The 17,125-nt window shown below is 57.2% G+C and carries 15 protein-coding genes, 1 tRNA gene and 1 pseudogene; 10 read left to right on the forward strand and 7 right to left on the reverse strand.

Going from position 1 to position 17,125, the window contains the following annotated elements:
- Positions 1 to 18: 18 nt before the first annotated feature.
- From GOW48_RS10465 to GOW48_RS10490, 6 genes are all read left to right on the forward strand, one after another.
- A complete protein-coding gene (locus GOW48_RS10465; RefSeq protein WP_170753505.1) occupies positions 19 to 1,101 on the forward strand; it encodes an ABC transporter permease in 1,083 nt (360 codons plus the stop codon).
- Positions 1,101 to 2,021, forward strand: coding sequence for an ABC transporter permease (locus GOW48_RS10470; protein WP_170352265.1), 921 nt, complete (start codon positions 1,101 to 1,103; stop codon positions 2,019 to 2,021). Before GOW48_RS10465 ends, GOW48_RS10470 begins: the two co-directional genes overlap by 1 nt.
- Before the next feature lie 34 nt (positions 2,022 to 2,055).
- On the forward strand, positions 2,056 to 3,129 hold the full coding sequence (locus tag GOW48_RS10475; RefSeq protein ID WP_170352264.1) for a BMP family ABC transporter substrate-binding protein: 1,074 nt from the start codon (positions 2,056 to 2,058) through the stop codon (positions 3,127 to 3,129).
- A gap of 203 nt (positions 3,130 to 3,332) precedes the next feature.
- Complete coding sequence (locus GOW48_RS10480) at positions 3,333 to 3,728, forward strand: VOC family protein (protein ID WP_170352263.1); 396 nt, start codon at positions 3,333 to 3,335, stop codon at positions 3,726 to 3,728.
- Between the two features lie 26 nt (positions 3,729 to 3,754).
- Positions 3,755 to 4,069, forward strand: a complete 315-nt coding sequence (locus GOW48_RS10485) for a muconolactone Delta-isomerase family protein (protein WP_170352262.1) — start codon at positions 3,755 to 3,757, stop codon at positions 4,067 to 4,069.
- A 16-nt stretch (positions 4,070 to 4,085) separates the two neighbouring features.
- Positions 4,086 to 4,454, forward strand: coding sequence for a ribbon-helix-helix domain-containing protein (locus GOW48_RS10490; protein ID WP_170352261.1), 369 nt, complete (start codon positions 4,086 to 4,088; stop codon positions 4,452 to 4,454).
- A gap of 40 nt (positions 4,455 to 4,494) precedes the next feature.
- On the opposite strand, the gene GOW48_RS10495 is transcribed toward GOW48_RS10490, so the two are convergent.
- Both GOW48_RS10495 and GOW48_RS10500 read right to left on the reverse strand, forming a co-directional pair.
- The gene (locus GOW48_RS10495) at positions 4,495 to 5,727 is read right to left on the reverse strand and encodes an HlyD family secretion protein (protein ID WP_170753507.1); all 1,233 of its coding nucleotides are present in this window, start codon (positions 5,725 to 5,727) and stop codon (positions 4,495 to 4,497) included.
- 3 nt (positions 5,728 to 5,730) lie between these two features.
- Positions 5,731 to 6,123, reverse strand: a complete 393-nt coding sequence (locus GOW48_RS10500; protein WP_331251788.1) for a hypothetical protein — start codon at positions 6,121 to 6,123, stop codon at positions 5,731 to 5,733.
- A gap of 121 nt (positions 6,124 to 6,244) precedes the next feature.
- Between GOW48_RS10500 and GOW48_RS10505 the strand changes: the two genes are divergently transcribed.
- Together GOW48_RS10505 and GOW48_RS10510 are read left to right on the forward strand one after the other, a co-directional pair.
- Entirely contained in the window at positions 6,245 to 7,309 is a 1,065-nt protein-coding gene (locus GOW48_RS10505; RefSeq protein ID WP_170753509.1) for an NAD(P)/FAD-dependent oxidoreductase, read from the forward strand.
- Positions 7,309 to 7,962: a DUF938 domain-containing protein gene (locus tag GOW48_RS10510; protein ID WP_170753511.1), complete on the forward strand. Its 654-nt coding sequence runs from the start codon at positions 7,309 to 7,311 to the stop codon at positions 7,960 to 7,962. The genes GOW48_RS10505 and GOW48_RS10510 overlap by 1 nt, the downstream gene beginning before the upstream one ends.
- A gap of 177 nt (positions 7,963 to 8,139) precedes the next feature.
- On the opposite strand, the gene GOW48_RS10515 is transcribed toward GOW48_RS10510, so the two are convergent.
- The 4 genes from GOW48_RS10515 to GOW48_RS10530 all read right to left on the reverse strand — a co-directional run bounded on the left by GOW48_RS10515 (position 8,140) and on the right by GOW48_RS10530 (position 15,027).
- Positions 8,140 to 10,647 carry a GcvT family protein gene (locus tag GOW48_RS10515; RefSeq protein ID WP_170724373.1) on the reverse strand — a complete coding sequence of 836 codons (2,508 nt, stop codon included), beginning with the start codon at positions 10,645 to 10,647 and terminating at the stop codon, positions 8,140 to 8,142.
- A gap of 134 nt (positions 10,648 to 10,781) precedes the next feature.
- On the reverse strand, positions 10,782 to 12,179 hold the full coding sequence (locus tag GOW48_RS10520; RefSeq protein WP_170753514.1) for an FAD-binding oxidoreductase: 1,398 nt from the start codon (positions 12,177 to 12,179) through the stop codon (positions 10,782 to 10,784).
- A 24-nt stretch (positions 12,180 to 12,203) separates the two neighbouring features.
- Complete coding sequence (ggt, locus tag GOW48_RS10525) at positions 12,204 to 13,997, reverse strand: gamma-glutamyltransferase (RefSeq protein WP_170753516.1); 1,794 nt, start codon at positions 13,995 to 13,997, stop codon at positions 12,204 to 12,206.
- 43 nt (positions 13,998 to 14,040) lie between these two features.
- Positions 14,041 to 15,027: a 2-hydroxyacid dehydrogenase gene (locus tag GOW48_RS10530; RefSeq protein WP_170753538.1), complete on the reverse strand. Its 987-nt coding sequence runs from the start codon at positions 15,025 to 15,027 to the stop codon at positions 14,041 to 14,043.
- A 168-nt stretch (positions 15,028 to 15,195) separates the two neighbouring features.
- On the opposite strand from GOW48_RS10530, the gene GOW48_RS10535 reads away from it, so the two are divergent.
- Complete coding sequence (locus GOW48_RS10535) at positions 15,196 to 15,687, forward strand: SH3 domain-containing protein (RefSeq protein WP_170753540.1); 492 nt, start codon at positions 15,196 to 15,198, stop codon at positions 15,685 to 15,687.
- Between the two features lie 17 nt (positions 15,688 to 15,704).
- Here the strand turns inward: GOW48_RS10535 and GOW48_RS10540 are convergent.
- A pseudogene (locus GOW48_RS10540) lies at positions 15,705 to 16,613 on the reverse strand (haloalkane dehalogenase).
- Positions 16,614 to 16,895: 282 nt separating this feature from the next.
- On the opposite strand from GOW48_RS10540, the gene GOW48_RS10545 reads away from it, so the two are divergent.
- Positions 16,896 to 16,970, forward strand: a tRNA-Gln gene (locus GOW48_RS10545).
- Positions 16,971 to 17,125: the final 155 nt, after the last annotated feature.

Genomic DNA, 17,125 nt, shown 5'->3' on the forward strand with positions numbered 1-17,125 from the left:
AAACGGGGGTATGAGCGGATGATTGTGTTGGAGAAACGGCCACAGCCGTCCAAGGCGTGGTCTTATGCCACCCCTTTGGTCGCGGTGTTGGCGACAATGGTATTCGGCGGGCTGCTGTTCGCCATTCTGGGGAAGAACCCGGTCGAGGCCATCGGCACCATTTTCTGGGAACCCCTGTTCGGTGAGTTTGCGTTCTATTACCGCCCGCAGCTGCTGGTGAAAGGGGCGCCTTTGGTGCTGATCGCCATTGGTCTGTCGCTGGGTTTCCGTGCCGGCATATGGAATATCGGGGCCGAGGGGCAGTATATCATGGGAGCCATCTTTGGGGCCGGTGCGGGTCTGGCCTTTTACCCTCTGGACGCGTTTTACATTTTTCCGATCATGGTAATCGCGGGGGCATTCGGTGGCTGGCTCTGGGCGATGATCCCGGCCTTTCTGAAGGTTCGCTTTGGCACCAACGAAATCCTTGTCTCGCTGATGCTGGTCTACGTCGCCGAGCAGATGCTGGCCTCGGTGTCGCTTGGCTTGTTGAAAAACCCCGAGGGGTTTGGCTTTCCCGGATCGCGTAATCTGCAATCCTATGACAGTGCGCATAATGCCGAGTTGATCGCGGGATCTGGGATGCACTGGGGCGTCGTGACAGCCCTCATCGCAGTGATCTTTTCCTATGTCCTTCTGAACCGGCACATGCTGGGCTTTCACATCCGTTTGACCGGTGAAGCTCCGCGCGCTGCGAAGTTTGCCGGTGTGAACCCGGCCCGTCTGATCCTGTTTTGTCTGGGCCTGTCCGGCGCTCTGGCCGGTCTGGCGGGGATGTTCGAAGTCTCAGGCCCTTCGGGCGTGGTCAGCATCGACTTTAACGTAGGCTACGGTTTCACTGCGATCATTGTGGCCTTTCTGGGCCGGCTGCACCCGGTGGGTATCCTGCTGGCCGGCGGCTTGATGGCGCTGACCTATATCGGCGGTGAAATCGCGCAATCCCAACTGGGCCTGCCCGCCGCTGCAATTCAGGTGTTCCAGGGGATGCTTCTGTTCTTCCTGCTGGCTTTCGATCTTCTGACAAACTACCGCATCCGTGCGGCACGTAGCGAGGTGGCGTAATGGACCTTGGTGAAATTAACCCCGTCCTTCTGGTCGCCTCTTTGATGGTGGCCGCAACCCCCCTGCTGCTGGCCGCGATCGGAGAGCTGGTTGTTGAAAAAGCAGGCGTTTTGAACCTTGGCGTCGAGGGCATGATGATCGTCGGCGCGATCAGTGGCTTTGCGATCTCGGTCGAGACCGGGTCACCTTGGCTGGGCTTTATCGCGGCAGCCATTGGCGGCGCGGTTCTGTCTTTATTGTTTGTGGTGCTGACACAGGTGGCTTTGGCCAACCAGGTCGCCAGCGGTCTTGCCCTGACCCTGTTCGGACTCGGCTTTAGCGCTCTGATGGGGCAAAGCTATGTAGGCGTCAAACCCCCGAGCATGGGAGATATCCATATCCCGGTGATCAGCGATATTCCGGTGATCGGTCCTATCCTGTTCCAGCACGACCCTATCCTTTATGTCGGCATCGCTTTGACTGCAGCGGTTTGGGCTACGCTAAAGTACACTCGTGTCGGTCTGATCCTGCGCGCGGTCGGGGAAAACCACGATGCCGCGCACGCGCTTGGCTACAAAGTCATCAAGATCCGCGTCATGGCGATCCTGTTCGGCGGAGCTTGTGCGGGCCTGGGCGGAGCCTACATCAGCCTGATCCGTGTGCCCCAATGGACCGAGGGCATGACTGCCGGGGTTGGCTGGATCGCCCTTGCACTGGTGGTGTTCGCCAGTTGGAAGCCGTGGCGTGCGTTGCTGGGTGCCTATTTGTTCGGCGGTATCACCGTTTTGCAGCTCAATTTGCAGGCGGCGGGCGTTGCTATTCCGGTCGAGTATCTGGCAATGTCGCCCTACATCATCACGATCCTTGTGCTTGTGATCCTTTCGGCCGACAAGAGCAGCGCACCTGCCTCACTGGGCCGGACCTTCCATGCCTCGCACTAGACGGGGCCAACTGAACCAACTTGGGGAGTACCACATGAAATTCACTACACTTTTGGCAAGCGCCGCCATGGCGCTCGGGCTGGCTTCGGGCGCGATGGCCGACGAAAAGACAAAGGTCGGCTTCGTTTACGTTGGCCCAGTCGGCGATGGCGGCTGGACATACGAACACAACAAAGGTCGTCTGGCCGTTGAAGAAGAGTTTGGCGACAAGGTTGAAACCGTGTTTGTCGAGTCCGTCCCAGAAGGCCCCGACGCCGAGCGCGTAATGACGCAGATGGCGCTGGAAGGCGCAGACCTGATCTTTACCACCTCGTTTGGTTACATGGACCCGACCATCAACGTTGCCAAGAAATTCCCGAACGTGAAGTTCGAGCACGCGACCGGCTATAAAACCGCCGAAAACGTCTCGGTCTATTCGGCGCGTTTCTACGAAGGCCGCGCGGTTCAGGGTCACATAGCGGGTAAGATGACCAAATCGAACATCATCGGCTATATTGGATCCTACCCGATCCCTGAAGTGATCCGCGGCATCAACTCGGCCTATCTGCACGCCAAAGCCGTAAACCCGGATGTCGAGTTCAAGATCATCTGGGCCTACACCTGGTTTGACCCGGCAAAAGAGGCTGACGCGGCCACCGTTCTGATCGAACAGGGCGCGGACGTGATCCTGCAGCACACTGACTCGACCGCACCGCAGGCCGCCGCACAAGAAGCGGGCAACGTGGTCACCTTCGGTCAGGCATCTGACATGAGCGAATACGCCCCCTTCCCGCGCGTCTCGTCAATCATTGATGACTGGGCACCTTACTACATCGCACGGACCAAGGCTGTGATGGACGGCACATGGGAAAGCGCGAACACCTGGGACGGTATCCGCGAAGGCATGGTTGCTATCGGCGAGATTTCCGACGCGGTACCTGCTGATGTCAAGGAAGAGGCGCTGGCTTTGAAAGCCGCAATGGCTGCAGGTGAATACCACCCCTTCACCGGCCCTATCAAAAAGCAGGACGGCAGCGACTGGCTGGCGGACGGCGAAACAGCCGATGACGGTACCCTGGCTGGCATGAACTTCTACGTTGAAGGACTGGAAGGCGAAATTCCGCAGTAAACCAGTATCTCAGCGAATACTTGTAAGGCCCGCGGAATTTGCGGGCCTTTTTTCTTGGTCTGCTTTCGACGTGTACCTTGGCCTTGAGGGCGGCAACCATCAACCGAGTTGCACGCCTTCTTCAGCAAAAATTCAGGGTTGTATTAGTCCTATAGTACCACTTCGCGTTCTCTGCCCGGTACAAAGCCGCAGGAGGTGCGCAGATGGCAAAACTTGCACACAGCATGATCCGGGTTATCGATGAAGACCGGGCCGTGACGTTTTATAAGACAGCTTTTGATCTGAAGGTTAAGGATCGGCTCGACTTTGAAAGCTTTACCCTGATCTACATGATTTCGGAAGGTTCCGATTTCGAGCTAGAACTGACCATAAACAAAGATCGTAGTGAACCTTATGATCTGGGTAATGGATACGGTCACATCGCCTTTGTCGTCGATGACCTGGACGCCATGCATGGTCACATCCGTGATCTAGGAGCCCATCCCAAAGACATCGTGGATTTCCGTCCCGGAGGAACGCGCGTAGCGCGGTTTTTCTTTGTGTCGGACCCCGACGGTTATCAAATCGAAGTGATCGAAAAAGGTGGTCGCTTTATCTAAACGCGTCAAAAAACTCGGAGGAAAACATGCTTTATCAACTGAATTTCAACGTTGAATACGATGCTACGATGGCCCAGCAAGGTCTGCTGGGAGTCTGGGCAGAAGAGGCCGAAGCCGCCTTGGGCGCGAAGTCGGCAGGCGTCGTCAAAGACTTGTGGAAGGTTGTCGGTGAACGCAAAGTGACGGCGATCGTCGATGTCGAAGATCCAGATACTCTGGACAGGATTCTGTTCGATCTGCCCATCATGCAGAAAATGGGTCATCATGTTAAGGTCGAGGTGAAGTCATTGCGTCGATACGAAGACTTCGCGGCCGACGTCAAAGAGCGGCTGGGACGCTGAAGCGAAGGGGAACCCAATGTGCCAGTTGTTTATCGATGCCGATCCGGCGCTTTGGGCTTCTCACACCCGTTCATTCCGAATGGAAGGTATGGTTACCAGCGTGCGCCTGGAAGAGCTTTTCTGGCGTACGCTTGAAACCGTCAGCGAGAGGGATGAGCTTACCGTGCCCCAACTGTTGCACAGGCTATACAATGAAAGCCTGGATGCAGGGCATGATGTAGGTAATTTTACGTCATTCTTGCGGGTCTGTTGTTTGCGGTATCTTGATTTGCAACTACGCGGTCTGATCCCGCTTGAAGCACACGTCAACCTGTCTTTGCTTCCAGCCCAAGATATTCTGTCACTTGAACAAAAGGCCCGCGCCGAGAACGCCCCAAAACTATGATGCTTTGGGGCGTCTCTGTAACCATGCAGCCATTTTGTCGTTAATGCCCGCTCAGAACCAGCGTGTTCACAGGCATCAGGATCAACCGCAAGCGCAGACCCGCTGCGTGCACCACACCGATCGTATCGACCACGTGCAAGAACGCTGCATGCCAGAAGCCCAGATCTTCATGCTCCAGCCTCTCGTGATTGCTGGTGTAGACATTCGCCAAACAGTTGCTGCCCGGAGGGATGTCGTCAGCCATGCCTTTGTAAAGCGGTTCCATGTAAACAAGGATCGAGCCGGGGTAGGTGTTGGCCTGCACGTCACGCAATTCGTCGGACGGGCGCAGTTGCCCCGATGGGATCACATCCTGAACCTGCACAACGACCATTGGGATGACGGTAAAGGGCTTGGTCATACAACCCAACTCGCCAATCATGCCGGGCTTGATGACTTGTGCAGACATCTGGTTGAACGCGGCCTGAAACCGATCATGCCCCGAATGCGACGGCACCAGAATGCCCGCAGGTCGCAACAAGGGGCTTACGAAATCGCCGACCTGTAGGCCGAATTGCTCGATCCGACCTGTCACACCTGCGGCAACAACGGTCTTGTCCAGCTCGGTCAGGGCCGCGTCCAGTTGCGCGTTTGCACTGGCAAGCTGTGCCGGGATCAGCTCTTCGATCTGTTGAACAACAGCGGCTCGTTTCGCCTCTGCAGCCACAAGTTTGGCTTCGCGTTCAGCCACGATGTTTTCCAGCCGGTCAATTTCGGCCAGACGCACGGCACTGGACCCTTCGTCGCGCAGAGTCGTGTTACGCTCAAGGTCCTCAATCGCCTGATCCAGCGAGGCCTTGGCACCCGCAATTCCGGCAGTCGCTTCGGCCAGATCGGTCTCGGCCACTTTCAAAGAGGCCTGAACCTGCGCGATCTGCGCATTGGCAGCCTCGACCATTGCCGTTTGGGTAAAATCTTCCATTCGGAAAATGGGCTGTCCAGCAACAACCAGCTGGTTGTTGGTCACATAAACCTCGGCGACGCGTCCACCCAATTGCGGCAGGATTGTCACCGTACGAAAGTAAGACGCTGCTGTCTTGCTGGCAGGGTGAAAATAGAACAGCGTAGTGATCACGGTGAGCGCCAGAATGGCGCAGGTGGTCAGACCCCAGCGCAACTCATACCACATGGTGAACAGGGTAATCTCGTGCCCGATCCGTTTGCCTTGGACAAAGCGACGGAACAAATAATCCGGTAGCACCGTGACCAGTGCACACATCAGCGTTTCAAGCATATCTTATTGCTCCTGATGTTCGGGCGACGGGGGCGCGGTTGGATCCTGACGCTGCGGCCCCAAAGATCGGATCGCATCGGCAATCGCACGCAATGGCGCACCTATGTCGGGAAATTGAAAACCGGCGACCAAGATGGCGGCAATCCAGAACAAGCCGTTATGAGTAAACAAGGCCAGCAGGGCAAGAATACCAACCAGTTGAAACTGTGGATGATTGGATTCGTGTGCGATTTTTTCCGGAATCGAATGCAGCGTGAAATACCCCACACCGATCAAGATGATCACACCGACCGTAAACACGAACATGAACGTCAAAAGATAATCACTGCCATCCGCCTGGACCACGTAGTGCGGAATATGTCCCGTGGCCATTGGGTGTAAATCTGCGGCTGTCACCCTGCCCTCCTATAATTGTATATGACGTGTTTGGATGGGTTGATGCCCAAATTCAAGCCTGCTTAGTATGCGCTGCGCGGCTTGCCCCGTCTGTGCGGTTTTTTTCAAGGATTCAAGCGGCATGATAGATTTCCTCATCATCGGTGGAGGGATAGCTGGTCTCAGCACCGGGGCGCGCCTGTCTGCTTTCGGTAAAGTTGCCGTGCTCGAGGCAGAAGACGCCCTTGGGTACCACGCCTCTGGCCGCTCGGCCGCCTTGTTCGAAGAAAGCTATGGCCCTCCATCGGTCGTTGCTTTGAACCGGGCCAGCGCCGGGTTTCTGCACGAGGGTGGGTATCTTACTCCACGCGGTCTTATGTTGGTTGCCAACGCATCGCAGCAAGAGGCCTTTGACCGCGATGTCAGCGATCTTTCAATGCAAGTTATCTCCAACTCGGACGCAGTTTCGCGTGTGCCTATCCTAAACCCAGAGGTCCTGAGCCACGCGGCGATCAGCGACGCCGCATTCGACATCGACACCGACCGTTTGATGCAGGATTTTGCCCGAACCATTCGCCGCAATGACGGAGAGGTTCTGACAAAAAACCATGTCACGTCCCTGAAAAAAAACAAGAACTGGGTGGTTGACGGTCAACATCGTTACGAAGCGCGCCTTGTTATCAATGCCGCCGGACCCTGGGTCGACGAGGTCGCTGCTTTGGCTGGGATTGCGCCGGTTGGTATCAGTCCTAAGCGACGATCGATGGCACGCATTCCAGCTCCGGGTGGCTACGATGTTCGAGATTGGCCCATGATGCTGGGTGCAGGCGAAGGGTGGTATGCCAAACCAGACGCAGGCAGTCTGATCGTCTCTCCGTCCGAGGCGACCCCTGTACCGCCACATGACGCCTATGCGGACGACATGATCCTTGCCGAAGGGCTGGCCCGGTACGAAGAAATGATGACTGAACCCGTTACCCGGCTTGAGGCCAACTGGGCTGGGCTACGCAGCTTTGCCCCGGACGGCACATTGGTTCTGGGGCCGGAACCGTCCGAGCCGACATTTATCTGGTCTGCCGGTCAGGGCGGGTATGGGTTCCAGACATCGCCCGCCGCGTCTAAGCTGGTTGCAGATTTGGTAACTGGCGCGACCTCTGACTTAGACGCAGACAGTGTAAACGCCCTAAAGCCCTGCAGGTTCCGATAGTGAGCAAACGCACCCTTCCCGCAAACGCCAGTGTTGCAACGCGGGCCGAGGGCGCCCGAATGATCGCCCCGGCGGCCACCCGCAACACCGAAGCTTTATCAGACCTGCTTGCGGAATGGGCTCCGACCGCTGGCCAAGCGCTGGAGCTTGCCAGTGGCACAGGGCAGCACGTCAGCGCATTCGCCCGAAAACTGCCCGGTTTGGTGTGGCAACCGACTGAAATTGAGCCCGAGCGCCGCTCCAGCATCGACACGTATGCTGCCGAGCATGCCAATATTGCCAACTCTGTGGAATTGGATGCAACGGCAGCGGGGTGGCATGAGAAGTACGGTGAACGCGACCTGATTGTCCTGATCAACTTGACGCATCTGATCAGCTGGCAGGAAACTCAAACCATTCTGACTGAGGCTGCAAAGGCCCTGAACCCACGCGGACGCTTTATCCTTTACGGGCCTTTCATGCGATCAGGGGAGCTGACAAGTGATGGTGACCAACGGTTTCATGACGCGTTGGTGCAACAAGATGCGGAAATCGGGTACAAGAACGATCAAGACATTATTGGGTGTATGCTAGAACAGGGCCTGACCCTTGTGAAAACCATTGAGATGCCTGCAAACAATTTGGCGTTTGTGGTGGAAAAGCCTGGCCTCTGATCGAAACCCAAACCTGTTTCCGGTGTGTCTGCTACCCCGTTAGACTGGTTTATCCCATCACACGAGCCTACAGCTTCTGCAGTAATTCAATGCTTTCTCTGATCGAAAATGCCCGACCTGCCAAATCGGATTTTTCAGGCGGCGCATTTTTTGCGCCGCCCGAGTTGATACTCTGTATCAACCGTCCTTTCGGATGGTTTCGTTCTTTGGATCATATGGGCTGTCGCAGGTCACAACCGCATCCCACAGTTTATCCTGTATTTTGACTTGCAGCTTGGTGCCTTCGACCGCCAGCTCAGGTTTCACATAGCCCATGCCGATGGATTTCTCGAACGCGACCGAATAACCGCCCGAGGTCAGACGACCGACGCGTTCACCTTCCGGCGTATACAGCGCCTCGCGGCCCCACGGGTCCGCATCGTCCGGCCCGTCAATCAGCAAAGTGCAGCACTTCACGCGCACACCGGTCTCTTCCAGCTTGGCCTTGCCGTAGAAGTCTTTCGACAGGTCGACAAAGCGCGGCAGATCGGCTTCCAGCGGGGTTGCATCGCGACCCAGCTCGGTGCCGAAGGCGCGATAGGATTTCTCCTGACGCAGCCAGTTCTGGGCGCGGGCGCCGACCAGCTTCATACCGTGTTTCTCACCGGCTTTTTCAAGCAGGTCGAACAGATAGTTCTGCATCTCGATCGGGTGGTGCAATTCCCAACCCAGCTCACCGGTGTAGGCCACGCGGATCGCGTTGACCGGGCACATGCCCAGCTCGATCTGACGGGCCGACAGCCACGGGAAGCGTTTGTTGGACAATGCGGTTTCCGGATCGGCGTCTTTGATGACCTCTTTCAGAACGTCACGCGACTTGGGTCCGGCGATGGCGAAGACGCCCCACTGAGTGGTCACGTCCTGGATCTCGATGTAACCGAACTCCTCCATCTTGTCCTCGGCCGCCTTGCGCAGATAATCCGCGTCATACTCGGTCCAGGCACCGGCAGAGACGATGTAGTAGTTGTTCTCGCCATTGCGAACGATGGTGTATTCGGTGCGGGTGGTCCCATGCGAGGTCAGCGCGTAGGTCAGGTTGATGCGACCGACCTTGGGCAGCTTGTTGCAGGTGAACCAATCCAGGAACTGAGTCGCACCGGGGCCTTTGACGACGTGCTTGGTGAAGGCCGACGCGTCGATCAGGCCCACGCCTTCGCGGATCGCCTTGGCTTCTTCCACGGCGTGTTTCCACCAGCCACCGCGACGGAAGCTGCGGCTTTCTTTGTCGAAGTTATCCGGCGCATCGACGGGGCCAAAATAGTTCGGACGTTCCCAGCCGTTGACCCAGCCAAACTGAGCACCGCGCGCTTTCTGGCGGTCATAGGCCGGAACAGTACGCAGCGGACGGCAGGCTTCACGCTCTTCGTCGGGGTGGTGCAGGATGTAGACGTGCTCATAGCATTCTTCGTTTTTGCGCGCCGCGAATTCGGTGGTCATCCAGTTCGACGAATACCGCTTGGGGTCCAGCGAGGCCATGTCGATCTCGGCTTCGCCGTCGACCATCATCTGCGCCAGATAATAGCCGGTGCCGCCTGCAGCAGTGATCCCGAACGAGAAGCCCTCGGCCAGCCACATATTGCGCAGGCCCGGAGCCGGACCAACCAGCGGGTTGCCGTCGGGGGTATAGCAGATCGGGCCGTTAAAATCGTCTTTCAGGCCGGATTCGGCGCAGGACGGCACACGCTCAGCCATCGCCATGTACTGATCCGCGATCCGGTCCAGATCCAGCGGGAAAAGGTCAGCACGGAAGCTGTCGGGCACGCCATGTTCAAAGCGCGCGGGAGCACCGTGTTCGTAGATACCCAAAATCCAGCCGCCACGTTCCTCTCGCGCATAGGACTCGTTGTCAGCGTCACGAACAACAGGGTGTTCGGGGTTACCGGCTTCACGCCATTTGACCAGCTCGGGGTCTTTGTCCATGACGATAAACGTGTGCTCGACCGGGATCGCAGGCATCTTGATGCCCAGCATCTTGGCGGTGCGCTGTGCGTGGTTACCCGATGCGGTCACGACATGTTCGGCCGTGATAACCACCTGCTCGTCGCTTTCGACAAGGTTGCCGCCCTTTTCGACCATCTTGGTGCAGGTGACTTCCCAGTGGGTGCCGTTCCAGTGGAAAGCATCGGCCTGCAGTTTTCGGACGATATCAACTCCGCGCTGACGGGCACCCTTGGCCATCGCCTGCGTTACGTCTGCGGGGTTAATATAGCCATCTTCGGTGTGATAGATCGCGCCCTTCAGGTCCGAGGTTTCGATCAGCGGCCAGCGTTCCTTGATCTGCTCGGGTGTCAGCCATTCATAAGCCACGTCACAGGTCTCGGCGGTCGAGGCATAGAGCATGTATTCGTCCATACGCTCTTGAGTCTGCGCCATGCGAAGGTTGCCGACCACGGCAAAGCCCGCGTTCAGGCCGGTCTCTTCCTCAAGCGTCTTGTAGAAATCGACCGAATATTTGTGGATGTGGGTGGTCGCATAGGACATGTTGAACAGTGGCAACAAGCCCGCTGCGTGCCACGTAGAACCAGATGTCAGCTCGTCCCGTTCGATCAGCATCACATCGTCCCAGCCTGCCTTGGCAAGGTGGTATGCAATCGAGGTCCCGACGGCACCGCCGCCGACAACCAGTGCTTTGACTTGGGTTTTCATTCGCCCGCTCTCCGGATTGAGTCTGTTTGGCAAGGTTTATGCCCAAGCCTGCGTCTCAGCGCGAAGTCCAGCCGACGCAAAAAAGGGCAAAACCGACCTTTGGTGGCGCATTCACTCAAATGGAAGTGAAGCAGCTACAGAATTTTGCCGGGGTTCATGATGTTGTCGGGATCCAGCGCCGCCTTAATGGCAGCCATATAACGAGTGGCTTCACCCAGTTCTTTGACCAGATACGGACGCTTGCCCTGACCGATTCCATGTTCTCCGGTGCAGGTGCCTTCCATCGAGATCGCAAGATCGTTGAGCCAACCCACAAAACCATCGGCTTTTGCGACCTCATCGGCATTGTCCATGTCAATCAGCAACAAGGTATGAAAGTTGCCGTCTCCGACATGCCCAACCATGGGGGCCATCAAGCCCAGCTCTTGCGCCTTATCTTGCGTGGCCGTGACGCACTCGGCCAGTCGCGAGATCGGAACGCAGACATCGGTGGAGATTCCGCGCGCGCCCGGCCGAAGCTGCAGGCTTGCCCAATACATATCGTGCCGGGCCTGCCACAGCTTGTTCCGCTCTTCGGTGGTCGTGGTCGCAGTAAAATCGGTACCCTGAAACTCTTCAGCGATTTGACCGAAGGTCTCGGCTTGTTCGACGGCACCGTGTTCCGAGCCGTGAAACTCAAGCAACAGCAGCGGCGTTTCCGGCAAGGCCAGATTGGAATAGGCATTGGCGGCGCGCACCGAAATCTCGTCCAGCAGTTCTATGCGGGCAACAGGCACACCGTATTGAATGGTCATCATCACAGCCTGACAGGCCGCATCGACGGTTGGAAAAGAACAACGCGCCGAAGAGATTGCCTCGGGGATGCCCTGCAGTCGCAACGTGATCTCGGTAATGATGCCCAGCGTGCCTTCGGCGCCGATCAGCAAACGGGTTAAGTCATACCCGGCCGAGGATTTTTTGGCCCGGTGGCCGGTACGTATGATCTGCCCGTCGGGCATCACGGCCTCAAGGCTGAGGATATTATCCTTCATCGTACCGTAGCGCACCGCGTTCGTACCCGAGGCGCGCGTGGCCGCCATTCCACCCAGCGACGCATTCGCGCCGGGATCGATTGGAAAGAACAGGCCCTGATCGCGCAGATGGTTATTCAGATCTTCGCGCGTGACACCGGGTTGCACGACACAGTCCAGATCGCTGGCATTCACGGCCAGCACCTTGTTCATCTGTGTCAGATCAACCGAAATTCCTCCGGCAGGCGCATTCACATGCCCCTCAAGCGAGGTTCCGGTGCCAAACGCGATCACCGGAACCTTGTGTGTGGCGCAGGCTTTGACAATCTCGGCCACTTCGTCGGTAGAATGCGGAAAAACAACGGCGTCGGGGCTTTGGTTTTCAATCCAGGTCGTCGTGTGGCCATGCTGTTCTCGAATGGCCTTACCGGTTTGCAACCGGTCGCCGAATTTCTGTTTCAGAATTCCGACAACCGTTTGTATCCCGTTTTCATTCCGGGGCAACGCAACTGCCTGCACCATGCTGCTCCTTGTTGAGGCGCTGGGTTATTCGCCCAGCGCAATGCCTTCACGTCTTGGATCCGCGCCACCAATCAGAACGTCGCCGATCTCGATCGCGTGCAACCCCGAGGTCAGGTCGCGTGGATTAACCTCGTATCCCAGCGCGGTCAGACCATCCGTGAACCCTTCGGCTGCAGTGCCTTGTTCCACGTCATAGGTGCCGAACCGGTTGACCAGATGCGGCAAGGACAGGGCCTGCTGGACATCCATATCCCAGTCTGCCCACGCGATGATCGACTTGGCGACATAGCCAATGATCCGGCTGCCTCCGGGCGAGCCGATGGCCAGAACCGGTTTACCGTCCTGCATTACAATTGTCGGGCTCATCGACGACCGGGGCCGCTTGCCGGGTTCAAGCCGATTGGCAATTGGCACACCGTCCTTGTGGGTCTTGAACGAGAAATCAGTCAATTCGTTGTTCAACAGGAATCCGTTGGTCATGAGGCGGGATCCAAACCCATTCTCAATGGTCGTGGTCATCGAGAGGACATTGCCGTATTGATCCACGATCGAGATATGCGATGTCGATGGCAGCTCGATCGACACATCATCTGCCCAGTTTGATGCATGATCGAAGGCCGGGTTACCCGGTTTCGCGTCGATCAAAGCACCATCTGTGTTCAAAAGCTCTCCGCGTTCGGACAAATAGCCGGGGTCGACCAGCCCCTGTGTCGGCATCGGGACAAAGTCGTGATCGGCCATGTAGCGGCCGCGATCAGCGAAAGCCAGCCGCGAGGCATCTCCGATCAGACGCCAGGTATTGATATCTTCTGGTCCGTACTCGGCCAGACCATACCCGTCCAACATGCCCAGGATCTGCCCAACTGTCAGCGCGCCGGAAGATGGCGGCCCCATGCCGCAGACCTCGTAGGCGCGATAGGTCGCGCAGACCGGTTCGCGTTCGATCACCTGATAAAGCGCCAGATCGATACCCGACAATACACCGGGATTGCCTTCGGCCCCGCGAACGGTGCTAACGATCCCGGCGGCGATCTCTCCGCCATAGAAGCCAGCCGAGCCTTCGCTGGCAAGCGCCCGCAGCGTGTCAGCATAGTCCGGATTCACCAGACGCTGCCCCTGCTCAAGCGGCTTGCCATCCGGCAGGAAATACGAGGCCGTTACCGGAAAACGTGACAGTCGCTCGGCGTCCTTTTCAACAAGGCTTGCCAACCGGGGCGAAACCAGGAATCCGTCGTCAGCCAGTGTGATCCCGTCTGCAAAAAGGCTGGGCCATGGGCTGCGGCCCCAGCGGCGATGCGCTTCTTCCAACAGTGCCGGGGTGCCTGGTGTTCCGACAGACAAGCCGCCGACAACAGCATCGAAGAACTTGAGCGGCTCGCCATTTTCATCCTGAAACAGACGATGGTTTGCCTCTAACGGAGCCGTTTCTCGGCCATCCAACGTGGTCATCTTACCGGTTGCGGCATCATACCAGACCAGGAACGCACCGCCCCCAAGGCCCGACGACTGAGGTTCAACCAGACCCAGTACAACCTGAACGGCAACCATCGCATCGGCAGCTGATCCTCCGGCCCGCAGAACCTTGGCCCCAGCTTCAACTGCCAGCGGGTTCGCTGCTGCGACCATCCAGTTTTCCGAAGTGACCGGCTCGCCCGCAAGCTTGGCTTCAAGTGCGGCGATGACCTCTTCGGTCAGGCCCTGAACCTGCCCGGTCGAACCACCTTCGGGTGCGACGGTGTCGGCTGCTTCTTGCGCTATGGCCGGGCCAGCAAAGGCCATGACGGACAATAACAATCCTGAAATCAGACTTCGTTTCATAGTGTCCTCCTAAAAAATAAAAGCAACCAGCCTGCGTGATGCGTCAGAGCATGGCAGGAACCACCTGATCCGGTGGGCGGTGGCCGTCTTCGAATGTTTTGATATTGACAATGACCTTTTCGCCCATCTCAATCCGGCCTTCCAATGTCGCGGACCCCATATGAGGCAGCAACACGACATTGGACAATTGCCGCAGGCGTGGGTTCACATCGGTGCCGTGCTCATACACATCCAGACCGGCCCCGGCGATCTCGCCCGAGCGGATCAACCGGGTCAAAGCGTTTTCATCGATCACCTCGCCGCGCGAAGTGTTCACGATCACCGCCGAGGGTTTCATCAGCTTCAGCCGCCGCGCGTTCATCAGGTGAAAAGTGGACGGTGTCGACGGGCAGTTGATAGAAATCACATCCATCCTAGCAACCATCTGGTCAAGGCTTTCCCAATAGGTTGCCTCAAGCTCGTGTTCCGTTTCAGGCCGTAGCCGGCGGCGGTTATGGTAGTGCACCTGCATCCCAAAGGCGCTGGCCCGCCGCGCTACGGCCTGACCGATCCGGCCCATACCAAGGATGCCCAGACGGCGCCCGCCGATTCTGCCGCCCAACAACGCATTAGGAGCCCAGCCATCCCATTCGGATTTTTGCATCACCGAGAGCCCCTCGGGAATACGACGCGTCACGGCAAGAATCAGAGCCATGGTCATATCAGCGGTATCATCGGTAAGCACACCCGGAGTGTTGGACACCAGAATGCCCCGCTGGCGGGCGGTTGCCACATCAATATTGTCGACCCCTGCACCATAGTTGGCGATCAGACGCAGGTTCTCACCCGCCTGCCCCAGCAGCCCGCCGTCGATTGTATCGGTGATGGTGGGAACCAGCACATCTGCCTCTTTGACCGCGGCGACAAGCTCATCTCGGGTCATGGGGGCATCGTCTGTACGCAGCTGAACATCGAACAGTTCGCTCAATCGCGTTTCCACCGCCTCGGGCAACCGTCGCGTAACGACAACACTCAGACGTTCTCTTGGCACCTGTGCACTCCCACTGCTTTGCAAAACTTCGCGCGCCATGGCATCGTGGCGCAGGAAAAGGCGGGGCACAAGAACCCCAAGGGCATTGAAACCACCTTTTTTCGAAACAAGATCAACAGGCACAAGAGCAGACCGTCAGTGAGTGGTATTCTACCCGCAAAACGCCGAATAGCGGCGCTGATAAGCGTGATCCTGATAGGAATTTGCGCGTCAAGCGCAGCTGCACAGGATAACCGCGGCCAAGTCACAAACCTGCCGCTGCCGCGTTTCGTCTCGATGAAGGCGGCCGAGGGAAATGTACGGCGCGGCCCGTCTTTGACACATCGAATCGACTGGGTCTTCAAACGGCGTGGGATGCCTTTGCAGGTGACGGCCGAATTCGGAAACTGGCGGAAGGTTCAGGATCGCGACGGAGCCGGTGGCTGGGTACACTATGCTTTGTTGTCCGGCGTACGGACGGTTTTGATCGAATCCGAAATGCTGCCCGTATACACCAACCCCGATCCGAACTCACCGGTCAGCGCCCAGTTCGAGGCCGGAGTTGTTGCCCGGCTGGGCAGTTGCACCATTGACTGGTGTCGGATCTCAGCCGGTGGTTACAAAGGTTGGACACTCAAGTCGAATCTTTGGGGTGTAGACCCCGGTGAAGTTCGCGAATGATCGGCTTGCTCCGGTAACTAGGACGTCCGTTCAATAAAATCGCAGGTCAGCTTTACCAGTTCGGTGCCAACATCCTCTTGCAGAAAGTGGCCTGCCTTGGGCAGCACGACATGCGGTTGTCCCGCAGCGCCGGGGCACAGTTTTTGGAATATCTGATCGATCCCTGCCATGACTTTGTCATCTGCGCCAAAGGCCGTAAGAACCGGAGTTTTAAGTCCCTGTATCACCTCCCAAGCCTGCCTGTTAGGTCCAGCGGCCGGATCGTCCGGTGACGCGGGAACAAGCATGGGGAACTGGCGCGCTCCGGCTTTGCAGCTTTCATCGGGAAACGGCGCGTCATAGGCTGCCAATGTCTCGTCGGACAAGCTCGTCTCGGTTCCGCCTTGAAGGATGCCACCTGCCGGAAAAACCGGGACAGTCTGACTGAATGTCCGCCAATTTTCGAACGCCTCACCCATTGGCTGATCACCAGTGGGTAAAGCCGTATTCGAAACCACAATACGTGCGAATCTGTCCGGCATTTCTGCCCATAGTCTCAGGCCGATCAAACCGCCCCAGTCCTGACAGAACAATGTAATGTTATGTAGATCCGTTTTGCGAAGCCATTCTCCCATCCAGGCCACATGGCGCGCATAGGTGTAATCGTCGCGCTAGGTCGGTTTGTCCGACCGCCCAAAGCCAATCAAATCCGGTGCAATCGCCCGATGACCCTGCGCAACGAATCCCTTAATCATATGTCGGTACAGGTATGACCAACTTGGCTCACCATGCATCATCAAGACAGGCGCGGCCTCTTGCGATCCTTGGTCGACATGGTGGATTCGCATAAACCCGCCTTCAGTGTCGTCGATCTGTGTATAATGCGGAGTGAAATCGTAGTCCGACAAATCTTGGAAACGTTCGTCTGGTGTGCGCAGATATTTCATCTTTCACCTATTTTTTATGATGGGCTATTTAAATGAATGGCACGCACTTAGGTCGCCTGTCATATCACAATGCCTAGCAGCGGTTTCCGAGCACACCGTTTTTGCGGCGATCTTCTAGAGCTTGAGGGCTACGATCCTTGAAAAAGCGATCCCTTTAATGCTGTCCCGAAGGCCCCAGTATGGCGGCTGCTCAGGTTTGAAAAAATATTTTAACCTGAGCTGATTTTTTGCCTGAAAGGACTTGAACCCCCCAGACAACAATCGTAGATAGCGCCTCACCGTTGGGGTGTAGCCAAGTGGTAAGGCAGCGGTTTTTGGTACCGTGTATCGTAGGTTCGAATCCTACCACCCCAGCCAGTCCTTCAGAACATGGAACGACAGCAGGCACTTGGGGCTAAACCCTCCGAGAAATGCCCCAGTTTATGCCCCAGTGGTTTCGGGTGTTACGGGTGCCGAAGGTGGGCCCTCAGAGGTCGTTGAAGGCCCATGCCACGGGTTATAGTCGATCGCGA

Source organism: Ruegeria lacuscaerulensis, from assembly GCF_013033355.1.
Lineage (GTDB): Bacteria > Pseudomonadota > Alphaproteobacteria > Rhodobacterales > Rhodobacteraceae > Ruegeria > Ruegeria lacuscaerulensis_A.